Source organism: Brucella sp. IR068 (genome assembly GCF_049065885.1).
Lineage (GTDB): Bacteria > Pseudomonadota > Alphaproteobacteria > Rhizobiales > Rhizobiaceae > Brucella > Brucella intermedia.
Genome location: NZ_JBAKHE010000007.1, coordinates 188478 through 210054, shown reverse-complemented (window position 1 = coordinate 210054; position 21577 = coordinate 188478). Strand labels below are relative to the sequence as shown.

Genomic DNA, 21577 nt, shown 5'->3' with positions numbered 1-21577 from the left:
ATGGAACATTCCGCAGCCGCCTTCGGCGCGCGCGTTGATGTTTGCGTTCTAAACTCGCTTCTTACCCTCGGCCTTAGCGGCGATCGCCGGGCTCGCTGAAAGGAGCGTCCGGCGGTCGATCCCCGGTCGCAGGCCTGTGCTCCTTTCCAGAAAACCCTTATAATTGATCAGTATTATCCGTGCTTGACGGCTTGAATCCGTCGACAGCCGGGAGGAAACGAACATGAATCAATCCGTCACCACGCCGCAATCGAAGTCCGTCTCCGAGCGCAAAGGCATGCCGATTGCAGGCAGCAAATATTCACCTTTCCCGGTTCCGCAGCTCGATGACCGCACCTGGCCATCCAGGCGCATCGAAAAGGCGCCGATCTGGTGTTCGGTCGACCTGCGCGACGGCAATCAGGCCTTGATCGACCCGATGGGCCACGACCGCAAGGAGCGCATGTTCCGCCTGCTGGTCGATATGGGTTTTCCGGAAATCGAAATCGGCTTTCCGTCCGCTTCGCAGACTGATTTCGACTTCTGCCGCTGGGCCATCGAGCATGGCAATGTGCCGGACGAAGTGGACTTGCAGGTGCTGGTGCAGTGCCGTCCCGAACTGATCACGCGGACTTTCGAGGCGCTGGAAGGCGCGAAGTCGCCGATCATCCATTTCTACAATTCCACCAGTGAATTGCAGCGCCGCGTGGTCTTCGCCAAGGATGTAGGCGGTATCAAGCAGATCGCGACCGACGCCGCCAAGATGATCATGGACATGGCTGCCAAGGCAGCCAATTCTACAGATGGCGGTTATCGCTTCCAGTATTCACCGGAAAGCTTCACCGGCACCGAGCTGGATGTGGCGCTGGAAATCTGCAATGCCGTCATCGAGATCGTGAAGCCGACGGTGGACAACAAGCTGATCGTCAATCTGCCCTCGACCGTGGAGATGAACACGCCGAACGTCTATGCCGACCAGATCGAATGGATGTGTCGCAATCTCGACAATCGCGAGAACCTGATCGTCTCGCTGCACCCGCATAATGATCGCGGCACGGGCATCGCCGCCACGGAACTCGGCCTGATGGCGGGTGCCGACCGCGTTGAAGGCACGCTGTTCGGCAATGGCGAACGCACCGGCAATGTGGATGTGGTGACGCTGGCGCTGAACATGTACACGCAGGGCGTGGACCCGGAACTGGACTGCACCGACATCAACCGGATGAAGGAAGTCTATGAATATTCGAACCAGTTGAAGATCGCCGAGCGCCACCCTTATGTCGGCGAACTGGTCTATACGGCTTTCTCAGGCTCGCATCAGGATGCGATCAACAAGGGCATGAAGGCGCGCCGTTCGGCCAATTCGCCTATCTGGGAAGTGCCTTATCTGCCGATCGATCCGCAGGATGTGGGCCGCTCCTACGAAGCGATCATCCGCATCAATTCGCAGTCGGGCAAGGGCGGCATCGCCTATATCCTGCAAGCGGATTACGGCCTGAACCTGCCGCGCAACCTGCAGGTCGAATTCCGCGAGATCATCCAGAACATTACCGATGAAGAAGGCAAGGAACTGCCGTCGAAGCGCATTCACGACGAGTTCCAGAAGCTCTACGTCACGCAGCCCGGCGCACGCATCAAGTTCGTGGATCATCACACCATGCCCGATCCCGAGCAGAAGGGCCGTCGCATTCTCACCGCCGAAATCACCGATAACGGCGTGACCAGGAATATCGAGGGCAAGGGAACCGGCCCCATCGACGGTTTTGTCGATGCGCTGTCCAAATATCTCGGCGTAAAGATGTCGGTCGTCGACTATTCCGAACATTCGCTACAGCAGGGTTCGGACGCTTCGGCCATCTCCTACGTTGAAATGGCTCATCCGGGCGGCAAGCTGTTCGGCGCCGGTATCAACGACAATATCGTCAGTGCTTCACTGGAAGCAATCGTCTCGGCGGCCAACCGGGTGATTGGCCGTTAAGCGAAAACACATAGATTAGAGCGCCGGTCTGATTCAATCAGATGGGCGCTCTATCTCTTTGTTTCGACGCGCATCTTTTCCGATCGAAGCAGAATCAGAAATCAGTCCAGCGGACTGATTTCCCTGCGTAGGCGTTTCAGACTTTTCGGGATGTGCTCCAAACGGCGCCAAGGCGCCGTTTTGTTTTGAAATCAATAAAGAACGCGCTCGTTGAGCTTCGTTATTTTCTCGCTGGCATCGGAAACGCCGTGTTCTTCCATGAGGCAGGACCAGCCGCCCTCAGGCCGCCTGTCGATGCTGAATATGTTGTAGCGGGCGGCGGGTTTGTGACCGCCGAAGTTCTGGCTTGCAGACGGCACGCTGACGACGGGGACCTTGCCGTTCGGTCCGTCTATCTCGTAATGCGTGACAAGATGCGTGTGGCCGTGGAGAACCAGTTCCGCACCATGCTTGCGTATGATCTTCTGGAAACGGCGGATGCCGTAAAGACGTTTGTGCGCGGGCGTCGCGCCATGGATCGGCGGGTGATGGATCATCACGATGCGAAAGAGCCCGCGTGCTCCGGCTTCGTCCAGCATCGCCGCCAGACGCTTGCCTTGCGCAGACCGGAAATCGCCGCTTGCCATGAAAGGGGCCGTCGCACGCGCCGAGGAAACACCGATCAGCGCCACCGGGCCGCGCACGCGCAGATAGGGAAATTGCGGGCGGTTGCCGCTGTTGTCGATGCCGTCGCCGCGCATCCACGGTTCCCATTTCCGGCATGACTTGTCGAGCGCGCCGGGAACATAGGCGTCATGATTGCCGGGGACGACCGAGACATCGTTCGGGTTGCCCAGCCTGGTGAGCCAGTCATGGGCAATATCGATTTCGAGATTGAGCGCCAGATTGACGAGATCGCCCGTCACCGCAATATGATCCGGGGATTGCGCCTGCATGTCGGCAATGAGACTGTCGAGTACGGTTCCGTGCATCGCATTTTTGCGATTGCGCAGCCAGTTTATGTAACCGGTAATGCGCTTCGATGCCAATTCGCGGTATCGCACGCGCGGCAGCGGTGAAAGGTGAATATCGGATATGTGGGCGAGACGGAACATAAGGCCCCGTTTACTGGATAATGTTTAAAATCAAAACCTGTTTAGCGACTTTTTGTTGATGACATTGATGCATTAATACGAAGTAGATTGCTTCGCGGAGAGACGGCATGCGCTTTCGACATTTTATATTTCATACATATTTTTTATTAAGACGCCCAATGACATTAGGAGTAAGGGCCATTGTTTTTGATGAAAAAAAGAATTCGGTTTTCCTGGTAAAACATACCTATGTGCCCGGATGGCAGTTGCCGGGCGGAGGCGTCGAGCGCGGCGAGACTTTTATCGAGACGCTGGAAAAGGAACTGCGCGAGGAATGCAATATCGTGCTGAAAGGCTCCCCCCGGCTTTTCGCGCTTTACAAGAACGCCCATGCATCGCCGCGCGATCATGTGGCACTCTATGTGTGCAGGCAATTCGAGCAGACAGCGCCGCGTTTGCCTGACCGCGAAATTGCCGAATGCGGGTTTTTTCCGCTCGACAATCTGCCGGAGGGAACCACGCCCTCGACGAAACGGCGCCTGCAGGAAGCACTTCACGACCTGGAGCCGCTGCCGATCTGGTGAAGGTGCATCCGCCGCACCCTCACCGTGGCGTGTGGAGTTTTAGAAGCGGTAGGTGATACCCGTGCCGATCAGCCATGGATTGAGCTTGGCCTTGCCGGTCACTTCCGTGCCGCCGATCAGGGTAGCGTCGAATTTCGGCTCCAGGAACAGCTTCTTGACGTCGAAGTTCACGCCCCAATGCTCGTTGAGCATGTAGTCGAAGCCGATCTGCAACGCGCCGCCGAATGCGTTCTTGACCTTCAGATATTCGACGCCGGTCGCATCCTGATTGTAGAACACGGTATAGTTCACGCCTGCACCGACATAAGGCTTGAAGGCGCCGAAATTGGTGAAGTGATATTGCAGCGTTAGCGTGGGCGGCAGAATCCAGGCCTTGCCGATCTTGCCCAGCCCGTCGATCGAACCGGCGCCGTTGATATTGGCATAGGTCGTGCCGAGAATGAGTTCGGCGGCGAAATTGTCGGTGAAGTAGTAGGTGATGTCGAGTTCGGGCGTGATCGACTTGGAATAGTCGAGATCCGAACCTGAAACGCCATTCACATAGCCGGAATTCTGCGGAACGACGCCGAGTGCGCGCACACGAATCTGCCATGGCGACAGGGCTTCCGGCACGGCCTGAATTTCGGACGCGGGCTGGGCTACGATGGCATCTGCGGCAAACGCCGCCGGTGCGGCCAGGGTAAGGGCGATAGCGGCCAGCAATCCTCTTGCGAAGCGGTTCATCTCTCTCTCCTTAAGTCGTGGTCAGTCTTTGAAGTCCTGGGGGAGGTAGTAGTGATGCGTGCAATCTGGACCGCGCAACGAAACGCCCCATTGATCGAAATCAATGGGGCGCGAGAGATTTAAGAGATTGCTGATGTTCTCCCCGGCACTGTTGCAGGAAAAGCGCAGTTGGTCCGGTCGGGCTTTAAAGCCGCTTCACGCTCTTGCTGGAAGTGCTGAGGGGAAGCGATCCCGGTCATGCGGGGCAGCGAAGTCGATTTCCGGTCCAAGCGGCACAACGCCGGTCGGATTGATCGTCTTGTGGCTGCGATAATAATGGCCCTTGATGTGTTCCATGTTCACGGTCGGGGCGACGCCCGGCACCTGATAAAGCTCGCGCGTGTAGTTCCAGAGGTTTGGATAATCGGCAAGGCGACGCAGATTGCACTTGAAATGGCCAACATAGACCGGATCGAAACGCAACAGCGTCGTGAACAGCCGCCAGTCGGCTTCCGTCAGGCGGTCGCCGGTCAGATAGCGCTGGCGGGAAAGTCGTTCCTCAAGCGCATCCAGTGCGGCGAAGAGCTGCCCGAACGCTTCCTCATAGGCTTCCTGCGTGGTGGCGAAACCGGCGCGATAAACCCCGTTGTTGATGTTGGGGTAGATGAAATCGTTGAGCGCATCGATCTCGCCGCGCAGCGCTTCCGGGTAGAAGTCGAGCGAGGCATCGCCGAATTCGTTGAAGGCGGTGTTCAGCATGCGGATGATTTCCGACGATTCGTTGGAGACGATCGTCTGGCGCTCTTTGTCCCACAGGACCGGCACGGTGACGCGGCCGGAATAGTTCGGATCGGCGCGGGTGTAGATCTCGTAAAGACGCTTCGCGCCATAGAGCGCGTCGCCGGTGCTGCCGGTGGCGCCGTGGAAGGTCCAGCCTTCTTCGGCCATCAGAAAATCCACCACGGAAACCGAAATCACGTCTTCCAGCCGTTTCAGCGCGCGGAAAATCAGTGTGCGATGCGCCCATGGGCAGGCATAGGAAACATAGAGGTGATAACGGCCCGGTTCGGCCTTGAAGCCGCCTTCGCCGGTCGGGCCGGCGCTGCCGTCAGCGATCACCCAGTTGCGGAATTGCGATTTTGAACGTTCAAAGCGGCCTTTCGTGCTCTCGGTGTCATACCAGACATCATGCCACTTGCCATCGACCAGAAGTCCCATGCGATTTCTCCTTTTGGCAAGAGAATAGGGCGACAGCCGCCATTTTGCAGCATTACAAGCCGTGAACAGTGCGTAACGGTTCCAAAAAGAACAGTCGAAGCCGCCATTTTGAAAAAAATGGTTTTACCTCTGTCCATTTTGGTGTAATGCAACTTCCAAATTGCGGTCATCCCAATTCCGGCCGCACAGGAGAACGATGTAATGGAAATGCTTTTCATCCGACGATGAAACTTGGACCGCGCCCAAGCGCGGAGTGCATTCCATTGACCTGACGGTCCCCGACTTCTCCTATTGCGATCTTAAGCCCATGCAGCAGCTTGAACTGACCTATGCGCAGGAATGCCCGGCGCACGACATTGAAATCGAAGCCATCAATGCCGAAGCTTTCGGACCGGGACGTTTCACACGTGCCGCGCATTTCATCCGCGAGGGTGGTCCGCACGCGCTCGATCTTTCCTTCGTGGCGCTGATGGGCGGCATCGTGGTCGGCTCGGTGCGGCAGACGCCGGTTGTCGTCGGCAAGACGCCCGCGCTCCTGCTCGGACCGCTTGCCGTCAGGCCTGAATGGAAGAAGCGGGGCATCGGCGGCAGGCTGATGCGCATGTCGCTGGAAGCCGCCGAAAAGGCAGGCCACAAGCTCGTCATTCTCGTCGGCGATGAGCCTTACTACGGTCCGTTCGGCTTCAAGATGGTCGCGCCGGGCTCCATGATCATGCCGGCACCGGTCGATCCGCGCCGGATGCTCGCCTGCGAACTCGCGCCGGGCGCCGTGAATGGCGTCGGCGGCATCGTGCGCCACGCCAACCGGGTGAAATAGAGCATTTCATTAGAAATGCTCTATCTGCTTGTTTTATCGCATGTCTTTAACCCGAAACCGGTTCCCACTTTCGGGAAACATGCTCTAGTTAAAAAGAGGGGAAAGCGAGGGGCGGTTTACCGCCCTTCGCGATACCACATGCTGCCGAAGACCAGAAGCAGGGCAGACAGCGCCAGGAAGCCGGAGAACAGCGGCAGGCGATTGACGCTTTTCAATTGCGTGTCCGAAGTCTCACGCAGGCCGATCCAGTCATTGCCGCTGGCGGCGCGGTTGCCGCTGATGGCCGTGATCGCGGGCACACGGACTGCACTGTCTCCGCTTGCATGGACGCGATGGACCGAGCCGCCCGTTGCCTCGGCAAGCGGTTTCAGGCGATCCGCCGTCGAAATGCTGTCGGCAAATTCCGGCGCATCGATGGGTCCCACATGGGCCAGCGCTTCCAGATCGCCATTCTTCACCCGGAAAATCCCGATCTCTTCCGTCTGCAACGAGCCTTCGAACAGGCCCGGCTTGCTTTGCGCAAGATTGACCTGCAATTCCTTGCCGGAAGGGGTTGTAACGGTTGCCGCACCCGGATTGTCGCCCATGGTCTGGCGACGGATGGAAAGGGCGCGCCCGTTGCCGGAAGCTGTCAGCGCTTCTTCTTCCAGTTCGGGCTCCTGCATCAGCCAGTGGGCGATGCGGCGGTAGAGCGAGGCATAGGGGCCGCCGCCCTCGAAACCGCGCGCCCAAAGCCAGCCCTGATCGGAGAGGAACATGCCGACGCGGCCCTTTCCGACGCGGCTCAACACCAGCAGTGGCTTGTTGTCCGCGCCGCTCATCACCGTTTCGCCCTGCGGCGCGGTAATGTCGATGGTGCGGAACCAGCGGCTCCAGTGCGGCGGCTCCTGATCGCTGCCGTCGAGGCCGCGCGTGACCGGGTGGCGTTTGCCGAGGTCGGTGAGGCGGGGATAGAAGGCCTTTTCCGTCACCGCGCCGGTCGGCATGGCGGGCAGGGCGCTATAGAGCGGCGTGCGGGCAATGGACATTTCGCCTGCATATTCCGGCCCGGCGGCCACCAGAAGCGCGCCGCCATTCTCCACATATTGCGCGATATAATCGTAATAGAGGAGCGGCAGCACATCGCGGTGCTGGTAGCGGTCGAGAATGATGAGATCGAACTCGTTGACCTTGTCCACGAAGAGTTCGCGCGTCGGGAAAGCGATCAGCGACAATTCGTTGATCGGCGTGCCGTCCTGCTTTTCAGGCGGGCGCAGAATGGTGAAGTGGACGAGATCGACGGCGGCATCGGATTTGAGCAGGTTGCGCCATGTGCGCTCGCCATTGTGCGGCTCGCCGGAGACGAGCAGCACGCGCAGGTTTTCGCGAACGCCGTCCACGGTTGCGACGGCGCGATTGTTGGCGTCGGTCACTTCACCGGGAAGGGCTGGCGTGGCGATTTCGACAATGTTCACACCGGCGCGCGGCAGGGTGATGGTCACGGGCGTTTCCTGCCCGACCCGCGCTTCCTCCTCGCTGACGGTTTCGCCATTGACGCGGACCTGAACCGGCGCGGGGCTGCCGAGGCTCTTGCCCTCATCGATCACCGTGAACGACATTTCCAGCGGCTTGCCGCTGATGCCATAGCGCGGCGCCTTGTTGAAGCGGATGCGGCGGTCGAACTCGTCCGGCTTGCCGGTCACAAGCCCATGCAGCGGCGCATCGAAGCCGAGCGCATTCTTGTTGGCGGGAATATCATGCACCTGACCGTCGGTAATCAGAACAGCGCCCGCGACGCGGGAAGGCGGCACGTCGAGAAGCGAACGCGCCAGCGGCCCGAAAAGCCGGGTGGCGTAACCGTCTTCATTCTCGCCGGGCTTGCCCGCCTCCACCACGCGGGTTTCAAACTGCGGCATGGCTGCAAGCTGGTCCTGCACCGCCTTCAAGGCCGCATCCGTGTCGGCACGGCGGCTGCCGAGTTCCTGGCTCTGGCTGCGATCCACCACCACCGAAACCACGCTTTTCAGCGGTTCGCGTTCTTCATTGATAATGACGGGATTGAAAAGAGCGAGTGCAAGCGCTGCCGCAGCCAGAAGGCGGATCAGCCCGCCACGCATCCGCAACGCAATCGTGGCCAGAACCAGCAACGCCAGCGGCACGAGAACGGCAATCAGCCAGGGCGTGGAGAGAAACGGTTCGAATTCGATGTTCATTCTCACCTCCTACCGCCGTTCGCGTTCACGATCAGGGGAAAAGAGAAGCGGGATTGGGCGATGACGTGGCTGCAAAGCATTATGCTAGTTTCCCAGCCGCTCAATGAGGTCCTTGGCGTGGACCTGATCGGACTTGTAGTTGCCGGTCAGCATATACATCACGATGTTCACACCGCCGCGAATGGCATAGATGCGCTGCATCGGGTCGTTCGGCACGGTCGGCAGAAGCGGATTGCCTTGCTCGTCCACGGCCCATGCACCTGCGAAATCATTGGCGGTGATCATGATCGGCGTCACGCCGTCGCCGGTGCGCACGGGGCGCTCGCGGGGCGAGGCATTCGGTGTCGAGGCCTCGACCCACAACGGGCTGCCTTCATAGCGACCGGGGAAATCCGGCATGATGAAGAAGGATTTGGTCAGCACATGATCGTCGGGCACGGGTTCCAGTGGCGGAACATTCATGCCGTCGAGAATGGCGCGCAGGCGCTGGTTGGCGGGTGAGGCGGACGCATCGAGGCTGGCTCCGGCCTGCAACTGGTCGCGCGTGTCGAAAAGCACGGTGCCGCCCTGCTGCATATAGGCATCGACCCTGGCAATCGCTTCCGGGCTTGGCATCGGCGCTTGCGGGTCTATAGGCCAGTAGATCAGCGGATAAAAGGCCAGCTCATCCTTGGCGGGATCGACGCCGACAGGGTCGCCCGGTTCAAGCGCGGTCTTGTCCATCAGCGCGAAGCTTAAACCGCGCAGCCCGGCCTTGCTGATGTCGTCGGTCTGGGCGCTGCCGGTGATGACATAGGCAAGATGCGTCTGCGAGACCGAGTTGACTATCGCCTCGTCTCCCGGCTTGCTGTCGTCATGCACCTGTTGCTGTGTCTTGGACTGGGATTGAGATTGAGATGGGGATGGGGTCTGGGCTTGTGCTTCGCCCATTCCGGACGGAAGAAGGTTGAAGGCAAGCGAACCAGCCAGCAGCACGGCGATGCCTGCGGCCTTGGCGCGCACTTTCATGCGGCGACGGAAGGCACCGCGCAGCCACAGCATCAAAAGCGTATCGAGTGCGAGAAGCATTGCGGCGACCGCAAAGAACGGTCCCGCCAGTGAAATCGACTGGTCGGACGTGTAGGAAGCGGGCACTATTCCGACGGAAAATGCGGGTTGTGCAATCGGTTGCAGCTTGATGTCGGCACCTTCAAAGATGTTGAGCGCTTTCAATCCGTCCTCATTGCCATAGAAACCGGGCGGCGTGTTGATGCTGACGCTCGCCTGCCTGTTCTTCTCGACGATCAGCGGCTTGGCTTCGGATGTGGGCGGGGTCAGCGCGCCGGAAGCCGACAGGAGCTGGTATGGCGGAAGCGAGACCGAGGCCTGCGTGTCCTGCGCGCCGGTCCTCTGTGACAGCGAGACGATGCGGCGCAGCATTTCCACGAACGAACCCGAAATGGGCAGGCTCGACCAGCTTGCATCGGGCGAGATGTGGAACAGGACGATATTGCCGCGCCCGCGCTGTTCACCGGTTACAAGCGGCGTTCCATCCTGAAGAACGGCGTAAGCCTTATCGTTGAGATCGAATGACGGTTCGGCAAGGACCTGTCTTGTGACGGTCACGTCATCGGGAACGGCAAGACCGGCAAAAGGCCCCTTGTCAGGGAAAGCGCGTAATTTCTGCGGCTCCGACCAGGACAGCGTGCCGCCCAGTGCGCGTTCGCCCTTGCGCAGTTTCACTGGCAGAAGCGGGTCGTTATCGCTGGCGCCGGCAAGGCGCGGGCCTGCGAACCGCACCAGCGTGCCGCCATCCTCGATCCATTTGGAAAGCTGTTCGGTGACCGGCTGCGGCAGCGTGCCGATATCGGCCATGATGAGGATCGACGGCTTTGCATCCAGCACTTCCGGCACGGATTGCAGCAAGTCCGCCGAGCGTGGCTCGATCAGATTGACATAGGGCGAAAGCGCCCGGGAAATATAGTGCAGCGGCGAGAGCAGCGGCTGCGCCAGATCACCGTCGCCGCTGGCGATCAGGCCGACAGTGCGCCGTTCCGATCCCGCATCGATCAGCCTTGTCGCGCCTGCCTGTTCGATGCCATCGACACGGATCAGGCGGAAATCGTTGCGAAGCTCCACCGGCAGGTTGAAACGCGCCGTGCCTTCCGCGCTTCCAGGCGTGAAGGAAAGCGGCGCTTCGGCGATGCGGCGTCCCTTGTCGTCATAGGCGGCTGCGGTGAGCGTGCGCGGAGCCGATACGCCTTGCGGGCGGATGGCGATCGCTTCCAGACTGTCAGCCTTGTTGTCGATGCCGGTCAGCGCGAAAATGCGGCTGAGGCCCGCACCATACCAGAGAACGGAGGCGAGATGGCCGGACTTGTCCAGTTCCGCGAAGGTTTGCGCATCGTTTGGCGTAGCCAGCCCGTCGCTCATGAAGGCAAGGCGAAGTTTTGCACCGGCAGGCACGGTTGATGAGAGCCGCTCCAGCGCTGCCTTGCGGTCGACGGGAATAGGGCGCGGTTCCAGCGCCTGCAGGCGTTCTGCGGCGCGCTTGCCGTCATAGGGGCCGATTTCCGCATTGGCCGGTTCCGCCGTGCCTGCGATATAGATCGGCGCGTCGTTGCCTTCCGCATCGGAAATGAGCTTTTCGGCGGCATTAACGCGCTGCTGCCAGTCCTCGGCGGAAGCCCAGCCATTATCGATGACGACGGCGAGCGGCTCATTGCCCGCAAGCGCCACGGGGCGCGGATTCCAGACCGGCGAGGCAAGCGCGAGAATGACGAGCGCGGCGATGAGCAGCCGCAGCAGCGTCATCCACCATGGGCTTTTCGACGGCACTTCCTCGCGCTTGAAGACCTGCGCCAGAATGCGTAGCGGCGGAAAGGTTTCTTCCTGCGGACGCGGCGGCGTCATGCGCAAAAGCCACCAGATGACCGGCAGGGCGATCAATCCTGCAAGGATGAGCGGCGAACCGAAGGCGAGCGGCAGGAAATTCATGTGCTGCTTCCCTTGGTGCTGCTCCCTGTTGCGCTCAGGGCATCGTGAAGACGCGCCAGCGCCTCGGCCGTCGGCCTGTCGGTGCGGTGAACCGTATAGCTCCAGTCAAGCCGCTTGCAGTAATCGATGAGGGTTTCGCGCCGCGCGGTGTAGAGGCGGCGATAGTCCTCCGCATAGGTTTCGGCCCGACCGGCGACGAGCGTCGCGCCGGTTTCGGGATCGCGGAACTCGGTGCGGCCAGAATAGGGAAATGTCTCTTCCGCCGGATCGGCCACTTCCACCAGATGCGCGCGGACGCCGCGTCTGGCGAGGCGGTCGAGAAGATCGCTCAGTTCGTCGAATGGATGCAGGAAGTCTGAAACCAGCACGACTTCCGAAAAGCGGCGTATCTGGCCGATATCCGGCAGCGCCGAAGCGGGCGCGTCGTGCATCAGCGCAGCTGCAAGCCTCTCGGCACCATTGCGGGCCGAAAAGGGTTGGATCAGCTCCGGAAAGGCGATGCGTTCGCCCGAACGCGACAGAAGTTCGGCAAGCGCCAGCGTCAGCACCAGCGAACGCGCTTCCTTGGAAACCGGCGCCATCTGCGAGCGATAGAGCATCGAAGGCGAAAAATCGCACCACAGCCAGACAGTGTGAGCGGATTCCCATTCGCGGTCGCGGACATAGGTATGGTCGTCGCGGGCCGAGCGCCGCCAGTCGATGCGGGCGAGGGATTCGCCCTCGACATAGGGACGGAACTGCCAGAAATTTTCACCCGGGCCGCGTTTGCGCCGTCCGTGCCAGCCATTCATGACGGTATTGACCACGCGCTGCGCTTCCACCAGCAGATCGGGGATAGCAGCGGCCCGCGCGCGGGCGCGGGCAAGCGTCTCCTTGCGATCTGCGGTGGAAACTTCTGCGCCGATCACCATCAGACAGCAGCCTTTACCAGATTGGCGATGACGTCACGAATATGCATGCCATCGGCGCGCGCGGCGAAATTAAGCGCCATGCGGTGCTGTAATACCGGCTCGGCCAGTGCCTTCACGTCGTCAACCGAGGGGGCGAGGCGGCCTTCATAAAGCGCGCGCGCCCTAGCACAGAGCATGAGCGCCTGACTGGCGCGGGGGCCGGGACCCCAGGCGATATGCTTCTTCGCATGGTCGTTGTCGGCGTCAGGTCTTGCGGAGCGCACCAGCTTGAGGATCGCTTCCACGACGCTTTCCGACACGGGCATGCGCCGCACTAGGGTCTGCATTTCGATCAGCCGCTCGGCATTGATGATCTCATAGGCCCTGGCTTCGGAAACGCCGGTCGTCTCCAAGAGAATGCGCCGTTCCGCATCCAGTTCGGGATAGAGAATGTCGACCTGCATCAGGAAGCGGTCGAGCTGGGCTTCCGGCAGCGGATAGGTGCCTTCCTGCTCCAGCGGGTTCTGCGTTGCCAGAACGTGGAATGGCGCTGGCAGGTCGTAGCGCTGGCCCGCGACCGTCACATGATATTCCTGCATGGCCTGCAAAAGGGCGGACTGCGTGCGGGGCGAGGCGCGGTTGATTTCATCGGCCATCAGGAGCTGCGCGAAGATCGGCCCCTTGAGATAGCGGAAGGAGCGCCGCCCGTCGGCATCCTGTTCCATGACTTCCGAGCCGATGATGTCGGAAGGCATCAGGTCGGGCGTGAACTGGATGCGCTGGCCGGAAAGGCCAAGCACGGTTCCAAGCGTTTCGACCAGCTTGGTCTTGGCGAGGCCCGGCACGCCGACGAGGAGCGCATGGCCACCGGCAAGCACGGCGACAAGGGTGCGCTCGATCACGTTTTCCTGACCGAAGATCACGGTGCCGACACTTGCCTTGATGCGGGCGATATCTGCGAGCGCCCGTTCGGCCTCCGCGACGATTTGTTCGGGATTGGCGGTTTCAGGCGTAACGGCAACGCTCATATGGACCTCGCAATGCTCTGGCGGAACTGCTTCTTAAATCGCTATATAATACTGACAAGCCGCGAAAGGGTGACTATTTCATGGCTTTGGGTCTATTTGCGCAGGAATAACCGAGTCGGATGATAAAAAGCACCCCTGAAGGCAAAGACGCGCCGCAAGAATCCATGCGGGACACCGGGACCGCCGGCGGGCTGGAAGCCCTGATCGCGCGCGCCCATGCCGATGCGCAGAGCGGTCCTTCGACCAGGGAGCGCGGAATCCCGCCGGTCGAGCGATGGAATCCGGAATTCTGCGGCGATCTCGACATGGAAATAAAGGCGGACGGCACATGGTTCTACATGGGCACGCCGATCGGCCGCAAACAGCTCGTCAGGCTGTTCTCGACCGTGCTGCGCAAGGATGAGGACGGAAAGACCTATCTGGTCACGCCGGTGGAAAAGGTCGGTATCCGCGTCGAGGACGCGCATTTCATTGCCGTCGAGATGGAGGTTTCCGGCGAAGGAGAGAGGCAGGCGCTCACCTTCCGCACCAATGTCGGCGATGTGGTGACAGCCGATGCGCAGCATCCCTTGCGCTTCGTGGTCGAGCCGGAAAGCGGCGGCCTCAAGCCTTATGTGCTCGTTCGCGGACGGCTGGAGGCGCTGATTGCCCGTTCGGTCATGTATGATCTGGTGGAGCTGGGCGAGGAAATCGAAATCGACGGGGTGCAGACATTTGCGGTCCGCTCCGGCGGCGTGGTCTTTCCGATCATGGCTTCCGATGCGCTGGAGGCAGCATTGCAATGAACGGCTTTCCTGACTTTTCCGCCGGTGATTTTGCCGAGCGGGTCCGGCAGTGGCACCCGGACCACGATGCGGTAACGGGCGATCATTCGCTCAATCCCGATTTCACGCAGGCCATGGTGACGTCGAAGATGCGCGACGCGGCCGTGCTGGTGCCGGTGGTGGATCGCGGATCGGAAGCCACGCTGCTTTTGACGCAGCGCACCGACACATTGCGCAAGCATTCGGGCCAGATCGCCTTTCCGGGCGGGGCAATCGACCCGGAAGACGGCACGGCGGAACGGGCGGCACTGCGCGAGGCCAATGAGGAAATCGGGCTTGCTGCGGATCGCGCCGAGATCATCGGCAATCTGCCGCGCTATCTCACCGGCAGCGGATTTTCGATCACGCCCATCCTCGCGGTGGTGAAAACGCCGTTCGACGTGCATCCCAACCCGGACGAAGTGGCCGATATTTTCGAGGTTCCGCTTTCCTTCCTGATGAATCCGCAGAACCACCGGCGGGAAAGCAGGATGTTCAACGGCAAGGAACGCTTTTATTACGCCATGCCCTATCACGAGCGATTCATCTGGGGGGCAACCGCCGGCATTATTCGCGGACTTTATGAAAGGCTCTACGTTTGAGTATCAATATTTCCGGGAAGGCGGACTGGCTTAAGACAAAGCCGTTGCAGGCCCTGTTCAAGGCGCTGAACCGTGATGGCGGCGAGGTGCGCGTCGTCGGCGGCGCAGTGCGCAACACGCTGCTTGGCACCGGGGTGAGTGACGTGGATCTGGCGACGACGCATGTGCCGGACGAGACCGTCAGGTTGGCGACCGAGGCCGGTTTCAAGCCGGTGCCGACCGGCATCGAGCACGGCACGATAACTGTTGTCGTACAGGGGCATCCGTTCGAGGTGACGACGCTGCGGCAGGACATCGAAACCAATGGCCGTCACGCCAAGGTTGCGTTTGGAACCGACTGGAAGGCCGATGCCGAGCGGCGCGACTTCACCATCAACGCGCTCTATGCGACCGCTGACGGCACGATCATCGATGATGTCGGCGGCCTTGCCGACATAGAAAGCCGGACGCTGCGCTTCATCGGCGATGCGGAGCAGCGCATTCGCGAGGATTACCTGCGCATCCTGCGCTTCTTCCGCTTCTTCGCCTGGTACGGTTCGGGTCGGCCCGAGGCTGAAGGATTGCGCGCCAGCGCGCGGCTGAAGGACGGGCTTTCACAGCTTTCCGCCGAACGGGTCTGGTCGGAACTGAAGAAGCTTCTGTCTGCTCCCGATCCCTCGCGCGCGCTTTTGTGGATGCGCCAGGGCGGCGTGCTGAACCTCATTTTGCCGGAAAGCGAGAAATGGGGCATCGACGCCATTCACGGACTGGTGCGCACCGAGGCCGATCTTGGCTGGCAGGCCGATCCGCTGCTGCGGCTTGAAAGCATCATCCCGCCCGACAGCGTGCGGATGGAAGAGATGGGCAAGCGGCTGAAAATGTCCAATGCCGAAAGGGCGCGGCTCGAAGCCTGGGCGCGCGCCGATGCAGTCAAGCCGGAACTTTCCGAACAGGCGTTGAAGAAGACCATCTATCGCGGCAGCAAGCAGGCCGTGCTCGACCGCATTCGTCTGGCCTATGCCGCGGCGCGGGCCGAGGCCGCAGGCAGCGACGAAGCGATGGTCCGCGCCGGTGGTTTCGCGCGTCTTCTCGAAACTGCCGAACGTTACGATGCGCCGGTCTTTCCCGTCACGGGGGGCGATCTTCTGGCCCTCGGCATCCAGAAGGGGCCGGGGCTGGGCGAGGCCTTGCGGTCGCTTGAAACTTTCTGGATAGACTCCGGTTTTAGCCTTGACCGCACCGCGCTTCTGGACAAACTTGATCGTAGTTAGGGTGCTTCTGCCCTGACTATTCTTTCTCCGGCATTTCCGAACACAAAACCGTGTCTCACTTTTGTTGGAAATGCCGCGAAAATGAACAGCTGACCTCTTGTCGGCAAATTTTCGCTATAGTTTCATTCATTTATGGCTGGGAAGTTTTCAGCGTCATTCTGAAAGAGCGTGAGATGTCCAATCCCGATACATCGATACAAGACAAGGCAGCGGCCGATCCGAAGCAGAAGTTTGGCACCGAGGGCATCGCCGCCATGGACCGGCCGAGCCGCATCACCCGTTTCTTCATGGGGATCGTATCCTGGGCCGAAGGTCTCAACCTGAAATATGCCAGGCTTGGCAATCCGCCGGTCTATGACAACGCGACCTTTCCGTGGGCTGCGGAGATCGAGAAGGAATGGCCGGCCATCCGCAAGGAACTGGACACGATTCTCCTGCGCCAGAGCGAACTGCCTTCCTTTCAGGATATTTCGACCGACGTGAAGACGATCTCGACCGACAATCGCTGGAAGACGTTCTTCCTGCTCGGTTTCGGCGTGAAGTCGGAACAGAACATCAAGGCCTGCCCGGAAACCTGGCGCATCGTCAACAAGATCCCGGGCCTCACGACGGCGATGTTCTCCATCTTCGAGCCGGGCAAGCACCTGCCGCCGCATCGCGGTCCTTATAATGGCGTGCTGCGTCTGCATCTCGGCCTCATCGTGCCGGAGCCGAACGACAAGCTTGCCATCCGCGTGGACAAACAGGTCTGTCACTGGCAGGAAGGCAAGGTGCTGATTTTCGACGATGCCTATGAGCATGAGGCATGGAACCACACGGACAAGACGCGGGTCGTGCTGTTCGTCGATTTCGTGAAACCGCTGAAGTTCCCGGCCCGGTTCGTCAACTGGTGCCTGATGAATCTCGCCATCTTCACGCCCTTCATCAAGGAAGGGCTCGATAACCACAATGAGTGGGAAAAGAAGTTCTACGCGGAAGCCGAAAAGCTTCGTAACCAGCCCAATACCAAGTCTCGTTGAGTCTAGCTCATGGGGAATTGGTTAAGCCCGTGCGGCGATTGAGCATTTTCAGGGCGCGATGCGTCGGCATGCTGGTGCCTGCCATGGAGCCTGAACGGTTTGACACGGGCGCGCGGCGCTTATAAATGAGCAGGAGGGGCTATTGCCCTCCTGTCCTTTGGGCCTCTGAAAGAGGAATTGTTGATGCTGGAGATTGTCGGAAGCCTTTGAGCGTTCCGGACGAAACTGCAAGTAGCGGGCGCTGAAAGCGCCTGACATGCAGGTCCAGGAGCGGAAACGGCATTGGCCGTGGATGGTTCACCATCCGCGAAGGCTGATGCTTGTCATGGTTTCCATCCAGGCATTAACGACAATGAATATCTCACGCATGGAACAGCGCGTGTTGCACGTGCTGGCGCAGGGCGGCTACATCCGCCATCTGCGCGAAGACGGACGCATCTGCGATATCGAATGCTATACCCGGGAAGGCTATCTGCTTTCCGACTGCACGATGGCGGTTTTCCAGCAATTGCGCCGCAAGCGGCTGATCGAATCGCGCATGGGCAGTCCTTATCGCATCTCCTTGAAGGGCCGCGAGAATGTCCGCGCCCAGGCAAACAACCGGTGAAGGAGAGGGACATGCATATTCGCAACGAAACGCCCCAAGACGCCGCAGAAATCCGTCGCCTGACGGATGAGGCATTCTGCAACGCTGCCCATAGCAGCGGGAAGGAAGGGGATATCGTCGATGCGCTGCGCGCCGCAGATGCGCTCACCCTGTCGCTGGTTGCGGAAGAGGACGGGCAGGTTCTGGGTCACGTCGCTTTCTCGCCGGTTCTGGTCGGCGGCGAGGACAAGGGCTGGCATGGGCTTGGTCCCGTTTCGGTCCGCCCGGACCGGCAGGGCGAGGGGATTGGCGGCAAGCTTATCCGCGAGGGCCTTGCGCAGTTGCGCAGCCTCGGCGCTGAAGGCTGCGTCCTTCTGGGTGAACCCGGCTATTACGGGCGCTTCGGCTTCAAGGCCGATGAGCGGCTGAAACTGCCGGGCGTGCCGGCGGAATATTTCCAGTGTCTGGCCTTCGGGCCGGGCATTCCGGAAGGCGACGTCGCCTATCATTCCGCATTTGCAATATGATTGAAGGGCCGGGAAACCGGCCCTTTTTCAATGCTTTACGGCCACTTCACCACGGGCGGCATGGAAGACAGGATGGAATTCACATTGCCGCCGGTCTTGAGGCCGAAGATCGTGCCGCGATCATAAAGCAGGTTGAACTCGACGTAGCGGCCACGGCGGATGAGCTGTTCGTTGCGGTCCGCGTCGGTCCAGTCCTTGTTGAAGTTCTGGCGGACCAGATGCGGATAGACGACCGAAAAGCCGCGTCCCACATCGCGCGTATAGGCAAAATCCGCATCCCAGCCGCCTTTTTCTTCCGGCGAGTGCAGCCAGTCGTAGAAGATGCCGCCAATGCCGCGCGCCTCGTTGCGATGCGGCAGGAAGAAATATTCGTCGCACCACTCCTTCACGCGCCGGTAGTCGACAATGTCCTTGTGCTTGTCGCAGATGAAGCGGAAGGCCTTGTGAAAGGCAAGCGTGTCCGGGTCGTCCTGCGTGCGGCGGCGGTCGAGCACCGGCGTCAGGTCGGCACCGCCGCCGAACCACTGGCGCGTGGTCACCACCATGCGGGTGTTCATGTGGACGGCAGGCACATTCGGGTTTTGCGGATGCGCGATCAGCGAAATGCCGCTTGCCCAGTAACGCGGGTCTTCCTCGGCACCGGGAATCTGCTTGCGGAACTCCGGCGAGAACTCGCCATAGACCGTCGAGACATGGACGCCGACCTTTTCGAAGACGCGGCCATGCATGATCGACATGACCCCGCCGCCGCCGCGGCCTTCATCCTTCTGCCATGGCGTGCGGACGAAGCGTCCGGGTTCGCGATCCGAAAGCGGGCCCTGCAATTCATCTTCAAGTTGTTCATAGCTTGCGCAGATACGGTCGCGCAGTTCCTCGAACCAGCGCTGTGCCGCCTGCTTCTTCTCTTCGATGTCTGCCGGGATGATGGCCGGAATCTCGTCGCGTTGCATTTTCGTGTCCTTCCGGCGCGGCCTGGTGGTGTTTGAAGACCTCGCGCAGCCAGGGTTAGAGCGCATCCCGAAAAGTGCGTGACGTTTTCGGACAAGATGCGCGGTTCAAAATGAATATCTAGAGCGCCGATCCGATTCAGTCAGATCGAAGCGCGCTCTAAATGGATGAACTATTATCGCTTGGCTTAGCAAAGTCCGCCTTCACCGCAAAGCGTGAAGCGCGTGATTGCAAGAGAGTACCGGCCCTCTCCCCAAGAAAAGACTCGTCTTTGGGGTATCGCTAACATATCTTTCTCTACTCAGGGTTTGAAAGGCATTCATTTCCGGGTTCGCCGGGAGGCAAACGCATGGCAGCAACACCGCCCCGTCCACCGCTTGAAGGCCTGCGCAGGCAGCTTGAGAAAAGCCGTGCCCAGAAAAGCGCCAAGCAAAGCACGAAAAGCCGGATGCCGCGCGATGGTTTCGTCCGCGAGACGTTCACCCTGCCGAGGCTGGCGGCGCGCGAAAAGGCGCGCGAGTGGTTCGAGACATTCCCGAAAGCCGCCTACTGGACCGAGATCGAAAGCTGGTGCGAGCGGCCGGACGATGTGATCGAGTTTACCATGCGCCGTCTGGCGACCGCAGATTAAGCAGCGCTTCAATCGCGGCGGTCAAGCCATTGAAACGCGATTCAGATTAGCAGGCAGAAAAGGCGCCCCGGAGGGCGCCTTCGCTTTTTGAATCGTTATTACGTTACGGCTTGGAGTTTCGATCCGATCGGATCGGATTGCGCTTCATCCGAAAGCCGTTTCACACCTTTCGCGATGCGTTCTATTTGCCTGCTGTCTGCGGGGCCTTTTCCCATGCGTTCCAATTCTGGATGATGCTTTCGGCATAGGCCTTGCCGACGCGATAGGCGTTGGTCGTGGCAAGCGGGAAGCCGCCGGAATTGGCGGCAAGCGATTCCGCCGCCGTCTGGTCCTTGCCCTGGCGGTCGAAATTCGACGCGGTGCGCAGCAGCGCGATGCGGTCGAAATCGAGCTTGCCAGCTTCGGCGGCGCGCTTCAGCGCGGTCAGCGTGGCGTTGTCTTCCATCTGCGAGGTGCAATAATCGGCCTTGCCGTCGGTCAGAAGCTTCGACCATTCGGCCATGGCTTCGCCGAGCTTTGCGCCGTGCCAGTAGGTATCGCCCGAGGCCGTATCGCAGATCGTGACCTTTGGCGCGCCGCTAGCAGCCTCTTCCGTGTAATGCTTGCGATATTCCTTCGCCGCGTCGCTATCCAGAAGTTCGACGCCCCGGGTCGTTGCCAGAGCATAATCGGCAAGCTTGCCGTTCAGCTCGAAGACTTCCGTGCCTGCGGCCCATTTCGGCTTTTCGCCGGGCTTTGCCGCGCCGAGGCCGAAGAAGTCCGTGGGCGAGCCTTCCGGCGCTTCCCGAATGTCGATGCGGTGGTTCAAATTGGCGTCGACGGAATATTTCGCCCAATGCGCCGATCCGAGCGTGCCGTGCTTCGGATCGACACCGGCGATGCCCGCGATCACGAAATAGGTGTGGCTCAGATCGAACCTGTCGCTCAGCGCCATGGCTGCCGTCGCGCTTGCGGCATTGGCGAAGCCCATGGCCGTCGTCATGTGGCACAGGCCTTCGGCGGTGCAGTCGACCGTCGGATATTCGGGGTTGAGGCCCGGCAGCTTGATCTTCTGGGTGAACTTTTCGCCTTCAAGCCATGGCTTGGCTTCTTCGCCGAACATGGTGATGACCATCACCTTCGGCGCGATGGGGGTGGCTTCCTTGGCGAAGGCCGGGGCGCTTGCCAGCAGGGACAGGGTGGAAGCGGCGAGAGCGAGGGTGGACAGGTTCATGGAAGAAGCGAGCCTTTCAGACCGGAGGGGGAGATGCTGCCTTGCGAATCCGGTCATTTCGCGAGGTTTTTCCTTTGCCGCAGAGCTTCGCCTGCGGTCATCGCAACCGAAATCGCAAGATTTAGCGAGCGCGCGCCCGGCATCATCGGGATCAGAAGCCGCGCATCGGCGGCATCGTGCACGGTGTCGGGAACGCCCGACGACTCACGCCCGAAGAGCAGGATGTCATTTTCCTGGAACTGGTAATCCGTATAGGGAACCGCCGCCTTGGTGGAGAGCAACACGATGCGGCGTCCGGCCTGCCGGCGCCAGTCCTCGAAGTGGCGCCAGTCCGCATGGCGGGTGAGGGCGGCCTGCTCTAGATAATCCATGCCTGCACGCTTCAGCGAGCGGTCCGAAACATCGAACCCGGCAGGCTCGATCAGGTCGACCGCGAAGCCGAGGCAGGCGGCCATTCGCAGGATGGTTCCCGTATTGCCGGGAATGTCGGGCTGGTAAAGTGCGACGCGCAGTTCCATATGATGCGGGTAGCCGACAAATCGGGCGGCTGCAAGCGTCGAG

20 protein-coding genes are annotated in these 21577 nt (G+C 60.4%); 10 read left to right on the top strand and 10 right to left on the bottom strand.

The window, feature by feature from the left end:
* The first annotated feature begins 223 nt into the window (after positions 1-223).
* Entirely contained in the window at positions 224-1957 is a 1734-nt protein-coding gene (gene leuA / locus ACOWVS_RS14080) for a 2-isopropylmalate synthase (RefSeq protein ID WP_021586991.1), read from the top strand.
* Between the two features lie 191 nt (positions 1958-2148).
* On the opposite strand, the gene ACOWVS_RS14075 is transcribed toward leuA, so the two are convergent.
* Positions 2149-3051 carry a metallophosphoesterase family protein gene (locus tag ACOWVS_RS14075; RefSeq protein WP_021586990.1) on the bottom strand — a complete coding sequence of 301 codons (903 nt, stop codon included), beginning with the start codon at positions 3049-3051 and terminating at the stop codon, positions 2149-2151.
* Positions 3052-3158: 107 nt separating this feature from the next.
* On the opposite strand from ACOWVS_RS14075, the gene ACOWVS_RS14070 reads away from it, so the two are divergent.
* Positions 3159-3614 carry an NUDIX domain-containing protein gene (locus ACOWVS_RS14070; RefSeq protein WP_006467358.1) on the top strand — a complete coding sequence of 152 codons (456 nt, stop codon included), beginning with the start codon at positions 3159-3161 and terminating at the stop codon, positions 3612-3614.
* A 39-nt stretch (positions 3615-3653) separates the two neighbouring features.
* On the opposite strand, the gene ACOWVS_RS14065 is transcribed toward ACOWVS_RS14070, so the two are convergent.
* Both ACOWVS_RS14065 and ACOWVS_RS14060 read right to left on the bottom strand, forming a co-directional pair.
* Positions 3654-4337, bottom strand: a complete 684-nt coding sequence (locus tag ACOWVS_RS14065; RefSeq protein WP_021586988.1) for an OmpW/AlkL family protein — start codon at positions 4335-4337, stop codon at positions 3654-3656.
* A 195-nt stretch (positions 4338-4532) separates the two neighbouring features.
* Complete coding sequence (locus tag ACOWVS_RS14060; RefSeq protein WP_021586987.1) at positions 4533-5534, bottom strand: glutathione S-transferase family protein; 1002 nt, start codon at positions 5532-5534, stop codon at positions 4533-4535.
* A 307-nt stretch (positions 5535-5841) separates the two neighbouring features.
* Between ACOWVS_RS14060 and ACOWVS_RS14055 the strand changes: the two genes are divergently transcribed.
* On the top strand, positions 5842-6351 hold the full coding sequence (locus ACOWVS_RS14055) for a GNAT family N-acetyltransferase (protein ID WP_025090528.1): 510 nt from the start codon (positions 5842-5844) through the stop codon (positions 6349-6351).
* Positions 6352-6467: 116 nt separating this feature from the next.
* Here ACOWVS_RS14055 and ACOWVS_RS14050 read toward each other — a convergent pair whose 3' ends face one another.
* The 4 genes from ACOWVS_RS14050 to ACOWVS_RS14035 all read right to left on the bottom strand — a co-directional run bounded on the left by ACOWVS_RS14050 (position 6468) and on the right by ACOWVS_RS14035 (position 13437).
* Positions 6468-8543, bottom strand: a complete 2076-nt coding sequence (locus ACOWVS_RS14050) for a membrane protein (RefSeq protein WP_021586985.1) — start codon at positions 8541-8543, stop codon at positions 6468-6470.
* 84 nt (positions 8544-8627) lie between these two features.
* Positions 8628-11519, bottom strand: a complete 2892-nt coding sequence (locus ACOWVS_RS14045) for a DUF4159 domain-containing protein (RefSeq protein ID WP_021586984.1) — start codon at positions 11517-11519, stop codon at positions 8628-8630.
* Positions 11516-12430, bottom strand: a complete 915-nt coding sequence (locus ACOWVS_RS14040; RefSeq protein ID WP_021586983.1) for a DUF58 domain-containing protein — start codon at positions 12428-12430, stop codon at positions 11516-11518. The genes ACOWVS_RS14045 and ACOWVS_RS14040 overlap by 4 nt, the downstream gene beginning before the upstream one ends.
* Positions 12430-13437 carry an AAA family ATPase gene (locus ACOWVS_RS14035; RefSeq protein ID WP_006467351.1) on the bottom strand — a complete coding sequence of 336 codons (1008 nt, stop codon included), beginning with the start codon at positions 13435-13437 and terminating at the stop codon, positions 12430-12432. The genes ACOWVS_RS14040 and ACOWVS_RS14035 overlap by 1 nt, the downstream gene beginning before the upstream one ends.
* Positions 13438-13556: 119 nt before the next feature.
* Here ACOWVS_RS14035 and ACOWVS_RS14030 point away from each other — a divergent pair, with 119 nt between their 5' ends.
* The 6 genes from ACOWVS_RS14030 to ACOWVS_RS14005 all read left to right on the top strand — a co-directional run bounded on the left by ACOWVS_RS14030 (position 13557) and on the right by ACOWVS_RS14005 (position 18224).
* Positions 13557-14222 carry a DUF1285 domain-containing protein gene (locus ACOWVS_RS14030; RefSeq protein ID WP_021586982.1) on the top strand — a complete coding sequence of 222 codons (666 nt, stop codon included), beginning with the start codon at positions 13557-13559 and terminating at the stop codon, positions 14220-14222.
* Positions 14219-14842 (top strand): CoA pyrophosphatase, encoded by a 624-nt coding sequence (locus ACOWVS_RS14025; RefSeq protein ID WP_021586981.1) that lies wholly within the window; start codon positions 14219-14221, stop codon positions 14840-14842. Before ACOWVS_RS14030 ends, ACOWVS_RS14025 begins: the two co-directional genes overlap by 4 nt.
* On the top strand, positions 14839-16092 hold the full coding sequence (locus ACOWVS_RS14020) for a CCA tRNA nucleotidyltransferase (protein ID WP_021586980.1): 1254 nt from the start codon (positions 14839-14841) through the stop codon (positions 16090-16092). Before ACOWVS_RS14025 ends, ACOWVS_RS14020 begins: the two co-directional genes overlap by 4 nt.
* A gap of 173 nt (positions 16093-16265) precedes the next feature.
* Positions 16266-17111, top strand: coding sequence for an aspartyl/asparaginyl beta-hydroxylase domain-containing protein (locus ACOWVS_RS14015; protein ID WP_006472723.1), 846 nt, complete (start codon positions 16266-16268; stop codon positions 17109-17111).
* Between the two features lie 352 nt (positions 17112-17463).
* Positions 17464-17718: a YjhX family toxin gene (locus ACOWVS_RS14010; RefSeq protein WP_025090527.1), complete on the top strand. Its 255-nt coding sequence runs from the start codon at positions 17464-17466 to the stop codon at positions 17716-17718.
* 11 nt (positions 17719-17729) lie between these two features.
* On the top strand, positions 17730-18224 hold the full coding sequence (locus ACOWVS_RS14005) for a GNAT family N-acetyltransferase (protein WP_021586978.1): 495 nt from the start codon (positions 17730-17732) through the stop codon (positions 18222-18224).
* A gap of 35 nt (positions 18225-18259) precedes the next feature.
* Here ACOWVS_RS14005 and hemF read toward each other — a convergent pair whose 3' ends face one another.
* Positions 18260-19174 carry an oxygen-dependent coproporphyrinogen oxidase gene (gene hemF, locus ACOWVS_RS14000; RefSeq protein ID WP_021586977.1) on the bottom strand — a complete coding sequence of 305 codons (915 nt, stop codon included), beginning with the start codon at positions 19172-19174 and terminating at the stop codon, positions 18260-18262.
* A gap of 347 nt (positions 19175-19521) precedes the next feature.
* On the opposite strand from hemF, the gene ACOWVS_RS13995 reads away from it, so the two are divergent.
* On the top strand, positions 19522-19803 hold the full coding sequence (locus tag ACOWVS_RS13995; RefSeq protein ID WP_006467342.1) for a hypothetical protein: 282 nt from the start codon (positions 19522-19524) through the stop codon (positions 19801-19803).
* 181 nt (positions 19804-19984) lie between these two features.
* Here the strand turns inward: ACOWVS_RS13995 and ACOWVS_RS13990 are convergent, their stop codons facing one another.
* Positions 19985-21016 (bottom strand): purine-nucleoside phosphorylase, encoded by a 1032-nt coding sequence (locus tag ACOWVS_RS13990; protein ID WP_025090526.1) that lies wholly within the window; start codon positions 21014-21016, stop codon positions 19985-19987.
* A 53-nt stretch (positions 21017-21069) separates the two neighbouring features.
* Positions 21070-21534, bottom strand: coding sequence for a tRNA (cytidine(34)-2'-O)-methyltransferase (locus tag ACOWVS_RS13985; RefSeq protein ID WP_021586975.1), 465 nt, complete (start codon positions 21532-21534; stop codon positions 21070-21072).
* Between the last annotated feature and the right edge of the window lie 43 nt (positions 21535-21577).

Excerpts from the sequence above, each read along its gene's own strand:
- leuA (WP_021586991.1), top strand. The coding sequence starts at position 224 with ATGAATCAATCCGTCACCACGCCGCAATCGAAGTCCGTCTCCGAGCGC.
- ACOWVS_RS14075 (WP_021586990.1), bottom strand. The coding sequence starts at position 3,051 with ATGTTCCGTCTCGCCCACATATCCGATATTCACCTTTCACCGCTGCCG.
- ACOWVS_RS14070 (WP_006467358.1), top strand. The coding sequence starts at position 3,159 with ATGCGCTTTCGACATTTTATATTTCATACATATTTTTTATTAAGACGC.
- ACOWVS_RS14065 (WP_021586988.1), bottom strand. The coding sequence starts at position 4,337 with ATGAACCGCTTCGCAAGAGGATTGCTGGCCGCTATCGCCCTTACCCTG.
- ACOWVS_RS14060 (WP_021586987.1), bottom strand. The coding sequence starts at position 5,534 with ATGGGACTTCTGGTCGATGGCAAGTGGCATGATGTCTGGTATGACACC.
- ACOWVS_RS14055 (WP_025090528.1), top strand. The coding sequence starts at position 5,842 with ATGCAGCAGCTTGAACTGACCTATGCGCAGGAATGCCCGGCGCACGAC.
- ACOWVS_RS14050 (WP_021586985.1), bottom strand. The coding sequence starts at position 8,543 with ATGAACATCGAATTCGAACCGTTTCTCTCCACGCCCTGGCTGATTGCC.
- ACOWVS_RS14045 (WP_021586984.1), bottom strand. The coding sequence starts at position 11,519 with ATGAATTTCCTGCCGCTCGCCTTCGGTTCGCCGCTCATCCTTGCAGGA.
- ACOWVS_RS14040 (WP_021586983.1), bottom strand. The coding sequence starts at position 12,430 with ATGGTGATCGGCGCAGAAGTTTCCACCGCAGATCGCAAGGAGACGCTT.
- ACOWVS_RS14035 (WP_006467351.1), bottom strand. The coding sequence starts at position 13,437 with ATGAGCGTTGCCGTTACGCCTGAAACCGCCAATCCCGAACAAATCGTC.
- ACOWVS_RS14030 (WP_021586982.1), top strand. The coding sequence starts at position 13,557 with ATGATAAAAAGCACCCCTGAAGGCAAAGACGCGCCGCAAGAATCCATG.
- ACOWVS_RS14025 (WP_021586981.1), top strand. The coding sequence starts at position 14,219 with ATGAACGGCTTTCCTGACTTTTCCGCCGGTGATTTTGCCGAGCGGGTC.
- ACOWVS_RS14015 (WP_006472723.1), top strand. The coding sequence starts at position 16,266 with ATGTCCAATCCCGATACATCGATACAAGACAAGGCAGCGGCCGATCCG.
- ACOWVS_RS14010 (WP_025090527.1), top strand. The coding sequence starts at position 17,464 with ATGAATATCTCACGCATGGAACAGCGCGTGTTGCACGTGCTGGCGCAG.
- ACOWVS_RS14005 (WP_021586978.1), top strand. The coding sequence starts at position 17,730 with ATGCATATTCGCAACGAAACGCCCCAAGACGCCGCAGAAATCCGTCGC.
- hemF (WP_021586977.1), bottom strand. The coding sequence starts at position 19,174 with ATGCAACGCGACGAGATTCCGGCCATCATCCCGGCAGACATCGAAGAG.
- ACOWVS_RS13995 (WP_006467342.1), top strand. The coding sequence starts at position 19,522 with ATGGCAGCAACACCGCCCCGTCCACCGCTTGAAGGCCTGCGCAGGCAG.
- ACOWVS_RS13990 (WP_025090526.1), bottom strand. The coding sequence starts at position 21,016 with ATGAACCTGTCCACCCTCGCTCTCGCCGCTTCCACCCTGTCCCTGCTG.
- ACOWVS_RS13985 (WP_021586975.1), bottom strand. The coding sequence starts at position 21,534 with ATGGAACTGCGCGTCGCACTTTACCAGCCCGACATTCCCGGCAATACG.